The following is a 4,369-nucleotide window of genomic DNA, read 5'->3' as shown; positions in this document are numbered from 1 at the left end:
GGGCGCCCAACCAGGCTGGGGCCGCTCAGCGGGTCGTGTCCGCCGGGGCCCGCAGCCGGCGGGTCCAGGCGCCCTCGGCGATCTCGCCACGGGCGTCGATGATCGCCCAGTCGACGATGTCGGCGCTGCGGATGCGCAGGGGCCGGCCCATCCGGATGTGCGCCACCGACGGGTGCGCCCCGTCGTTCAGACTGCGTCCGTTCAACAGGGTCGCGTGAGGCCAGCTGGACACCCGAGCCCAGGGCCATTCAGCCCCGTCCGGGACCGCCACCTGATGACGAACGATCAGGGTGCCCAGGGGCGGAAGGTCATGGCCGAGGAACCGGCGACGGACATCGGCGAGGCGCGAGCGGGCGGCGAAGACTGCCTGGTCTCGGGCCACGGGGACACTACTGCCAACCATGCCCCCAATAGTAGTGGAATCCTACCTTACGGTAGGCATCGGCGTGACCGACCGGCACCTTTTGTGGTGCTATCGGTACCGCTGCGTGAGGGTTATCGGGATGCGCCCCCGGTCGCGAAGGCGTAGCTTCACAGGACTGGTAGCTCTCCGCTAGGTATCGACCCGTTATGGGCGAGGTGATCATGGCTGAGACGTTGACGACCCTGGTGGACGCAGCGCATGCGGACGCTGTCCATCTCATCGAGCTCTCCCGCGGCGGCGGCGACGCGGCCGGTGCCGCGGACGGCCCGCCCAGCGATCCCCGCCAGGTGCTGCATGCCAGCGACGCGGCGGTGGCGGCCGTCTCGGCCCATCTCAGCGCGATGGAGGCCGTCGTCTATCCGGAGATGGCCCGCCGGGTGCCGGGGGGGCGGGCGCGGGTCGCGGAGCTGGGCCGGCTGGCCCGCCAGTGCTCGTCGGTGATGCGCGGCATCGAGCAGTACGTGCAGGGAGACCTCAATCACCCGGCGAACACCGTGGCGAGCCTGCGCCGGGACCTCGCGGCGCTGCTCGCCGAGCACGAGAAGGAGGAAGACGAGCTGCTGCGTGAGCTCACCGAACGGCTCTCCAACGACGAGCGCCGGCATCTGCTCGACCGCTTCGCCGACGCCATGCGCCACGCGCCGACCCGGCCTCACCCGCATCTCGGGCACGGCGGGATCTTCGGCGGCAGCCTGGCGATCCGTCTCCTCGGCAGCTTTGACCACCTGCTCGACGTCATGGATGCGCGTGAGGTGGCCGGAGCCCCGGTGCGGGCTCCCGCGCCCGCCGGGCTGTGGGGCTGGTACCTGCTGGGCCGGCCCATCGCGCCCGCTTCCGAATGGCCAGCGATGGATCAGTCCGCGTCGGCGGCCGACCGGTCCTCGTCCGAGCCGGAGCGTTCCGCCGCCCGCGGGAGAGGACTGCGCCGCTGAGGCCGCCGCGCCCGCCTGCCGCGGGCCTGGTGTGGTCGCCCGGCCAGTCTTCCGCCGGCTCGGGCGCCGTTTAACCTAAATGGCCCGCGTGTCGTGCACTGCCGAGGAGACGTGTCAGGAAGCGAGAGCACCGCAGCCCGGGTGCCAGGAACTGAACCGGCAGATGTGGTCTGGCCGATACTCCTCGTCGAGGATGATGATGCGGACGCCTACCTGGTGTCCGAGCTGCTCGACGAGGTGGCGGCGCCGGTCAGGCTGACCCGAGTGCGCACCGTGGCCGAGGCGGTCCGCCGCAGCGAGCAGGTCGCCTGCGTGCTGCTGGACCTCGGGTTGCCCGACGGCGAGGGTCTCTCGGCACTGCGTCGGCTGCTGGCGGTGGAGGCGGGCGCGCCGGTCGTCGTGCTCACCGGCATGGTCGATGAGTACCGGGGTGCCCAGGCGGTCGCCGCAGGCGCCCAGGACTACCTCGTCAAGGGCCAGGTCGACGGTCGGGATCTGGTGCGTGCCGTGAGCCATGCAATCGAGCGCAAGCGGGCTGACACCGCGGCGCAGGCGCTACGCGAGTCGGAGCTGCAGGCGGACGAGCGGGCCCGGCTCGAACGCGGACTGCTGCCTCGTCCGCTCTACGACGACCGTCGGTTGCGCCACGCCGCCCGCTACCGGCCCGGCCGGCAGCAGTCGCTGCTCGGGGGTGACTTCTACGACATGGTGTCCACCCCCGACGGGACGCTCCACGTGCTGCCCGGCGACGTCGTCGGGCCGGCGCTGGGCATCCTCGACGAGGACCTCACCGAGGAGGCGCTGGTCGAGCTCGGTCCGCGATGGGTGCTGCTGCTCGCGACCGACGGCCTGCTGGAGGGGCGGGAGGGACCGGGCGGGTGGGAAGGCGTGCTGCCCGAAATCGCCAAGTTGTGGCCCCCGGACGGGCCGGACAGCCTGCTTGACAGCCTCATCGACAGGGTCGAGGCCCGCAACGGCGGCCCGCTCACCGACGTCATCGCCCCGGCCCTGCTGGGCTCCGCGCAACTCGTCAGCAGCCTGGTCGACCAGGAGACCGGCATGCGCGGCTACCTGCTCCAGGGCCGCGATGACTTCCTCGAGCCCTACAACGCCGGCTGCCGCGAGGAGAGTGCCCAGCTCGCGAACCTGCAACAGCGGCTTGCCAAACGGCCCGACCTGTTCGGGAAGCTGACCACCCTGCAGGATCGGATCCGGGCCTGGCATCGCGACTACGCCGACCCGGCCATCAACGTGGTCCGCAGCCAGGGGCCGAAGGCGGCAACGCTGCTGTCACCGGAACTCGGCAAGCGGCGCTTCGACGCGGTCCGCGCCGCGTCCGACGACCTGGAGTCGGCGCTGCGGGTGAAGGCGATCAAGGCTCGGGACAACGTCGGCGCCGCGTTGCACTTCCTCGTTCTCGCCCTGGCGATCGGCGCGCTGGTCCTGGTCGTCCTGCTGGCGGCGATCGCGCGGGCGCTGCGGGTCTGGGTCACCCGGCCGATCGAGCAGGTGGCCGGCGACGCGCGCACCGTCGCCTCCGGCCATCTCGATCACGTCGTCGAACCCACTGGCCCACCCGACATGGTGGCGCTGGCCAGCGGACGTGGAGTCGATGCGCCAGCAGCTCCTGGGTGAGCTGGGGGTCGCGCGGGCGGCGCGCACCGCGCTGGAGACGCAGGCCGAGGTGCTGCAGCGGTCCAATCGTGACCTGGAGCAGTTCGCCTACGTCGCCTCGCACGACCTGCAGGAGCCGCTGCGGAAGGTGGCGAGCTTCTGCCAGCTGCTGGAGCGGCGCTACGGCGACAAGCTCGACGAGCGGGGCGCGCAGTACATCGCCTTCGCCGTCGACGGCGCCAAGCGGATGCAGCAGCTCATCAACGACCTGCTCGCGTTCTCCCGAGTCGGACGAAGCACCGAAGGTTTCGTCGGCATCGCGTTCGGTGACGTCCTCAGTCGGGCCACGACCACCCTGTCTCTGTCGATCGAGAGCCTGCAGGCCGAGGTCACCGCGGACGAGCTGCCCGTCGTGCGGGGTGATCCGGTGCTGCTTACCCAGTTGCTGACCAACCTGATCGGCAACGGGCTGAAGTTCCGCGGCGATGAGGTGCCGCGCCTGCATGTCAGCGCCATCGAGCGGGAAGCGGACTGGGAGTTCGCCTGCGCGGACAACGGCATCGGCATCGACCCGGAGTACGGAGAGAAGATCTTCGTGATCTTCCAGCGCCTGCATGGCCGGGACGTGTACGAGGGCACGGGCATCGGGCTGGCCCTGTGCCGCAAGATCGTCGAGTTTCACGGCGGCAGGATCTGGTTGGACGCGACCGTGGACCACGGCACGACCTTCCGGTTCACGCTGCCGAAGCGGTCGTTGCTCGCCCCGACGTCCGCACCCACACCGTCCACATCGGCACCGTCTGCCCCTGTCCCCGCGCCCAGCAACGCAAGGCCATCCGGAGGGTCATCGTGAGCGAACCGCTCGTCCCGGTCGAGGTGCTTCTCGTCGAGGATGATCCCGGGGACGTGCTGATGACCCGGGAGGCCTTCGAGGACCACAAGCTGCGCAACCACCTCAACACGGGCGGGAGGTGCTGCGCGAGGTCAAGGCCGACGAGCGGCTGCGGCGGATCCCGGTGGTGGTGCTCACCACTTCAGCGGTGGAGGAGGACGTGCTGTGCAGCTACGACCTGCACGCCAACGCCTACATCACCAAGCCGGTCGACTTCGAGCGGTTCGTGGCTGTGGTGCGCCACATCGACGACTTCTTCATGACGGTCGCGCGCCTGCTCGGGCAGTAGGCCGGCCCGCCGCCCGTGGCCGCACCGCCGGGTGACACCGCGCTGGTGGGACATCTCACCGGCGCGGACGGCGGCATCGGTGTGGCCGGCCGTCCGCAGGGTGGATGACCTGCCTGGCAGTGCCTGTCCGGTCGGTCGCGCCCGGCCTCGGGCGGGGCGAACGTCGGGAATTCGGTGCGCAGCGCCGATCGCGCTACGCACCGGCGGGGCCCACGTCG

Annotated in this window: 4 protein-coding genes and 2 pseudogenes; 5 read left to right on the top strand and 1 reads right to left on the bottom strand. The window is 70.9% G+C overall.

Annotation, left to right across the window (positions count from 1 at the left end):
* Positions 1–25: 25 nt before the first annotated feature.
* On the bottom strand, positions 26–382 hold the full coding sequence (locus tag G6R25_RS22010; RefSeq protein ID WP_163554418.1) for a hypothetical protein: 357 nt from the start codon (positions 380–382) through the stop codon (positions 26–28).
* Between the two features lie 203 nt (positions 383–585).
* On the opposite strand from G6R25_RS22010, the gene G6R25_RS22005 reads away from it, so the two are divergent.
* The 5 genes and pseudogenes from G6R25_RS22005 to G6R25_RS21990 all read left to right on the top strand — a co-directional run bounded on the left by G6R25_RS22005 (position 586) and on the right by G6R25_RS21990 (position 4,151).
* Positions 586–1,356 (top strand): hemerythrin domain-containing protein, encoded by a 771-nt coding sequence (locus G6R25_RS22005; protein WP_163554417.1) that lies wholly within the window; start codon positions 586–588, stop codon positions 1,354–1,356.
* 111 nt (positions 1,357–1,467) lie between these two features.
* Positions 1,468–2,370 (top strand): annotated as a pseudogene (locus G6R25_RS22000) (response regulator); the annotation flags it as partial.
* A 45-nt stretch (positions 2,371–2,415) separates the two neighbouring features.
* Positions 2,416–2,991 carry a CHASE3 domain-containing protein gene (locus tag G6R25_RS28285; RefSeq protein WP_235949425.1) on the top strand — a complete coding sequence of 192 codons (576 nt, stop codon included), beginning with the start codon at positions 2,416–2,418 and terminating at the stop codon, positions 2,989–2,991.
* Positions 2,969–3,823 carry a sensor histidine kinase gene (locus G6R25_RS21995; protein WP_163554416.1) on the top strand — a complete coding sequence of 285 codons (855 nt, stop codon included), beginning with the start codon at positions 2,969–2,971 and terminating at the stop codon, positions 3,821–3,823. The genes G6R25_RS28285 and G6R25_RS21995 overlap by 23 nt, the downstream gene beginning before the upstream one ends.
* A pseudogene (locus G6R25_RS21990) lies at positions 3,820–4,151 on the top strand (response regulator). The gene G6R25_RS21995 and the pseudogene G6R25_RS21990 overlap by 4 nt, the downstream one beginning before the upstream one ends.
* Positions 4,152–4,369: the final 218 nt, after the last annotated feature.

This window comes from Candidatus Frankia alpina (assembly GCF_902806485.1).
In the GTDB taxonomy this organism is placed as follows: domain Bacteria; phylum Actinomycetota; class Actinomycetes; order Frankiales; family Frankiaceae; genus Frankia; species Frankia alpina.
This window is presented reverse-complemented; position numbering and strand designations above follow the sequence as displayed.

What these genes read in the sequence shown, in the direction of transcription:
- G6R25_RS22005 (WP_163554417.1), top strand. Translation starts at nt 586, where the DNA reads ATGGCTGAGACGTTGACGACCCTGGTGGACGCAGCGCATGCGGACGCT.
- G6R25_RS28285 (WP_235949425.1), top strand. Translation starts at nt 2,416, where the DNA reads ATGCGCGGCTACCTGCTCCAGGGCCGCGATGACTTCCTCGAGCCCTAC.
- G6R25_RS21995 (WP_163554416.1), top strand. Translation starts at nt 2,969, where the DNA reads ATGCGCCAGCAGCTCCTGGGTGAGCTGGGGGTCGCGCGGGCGGCGCGC.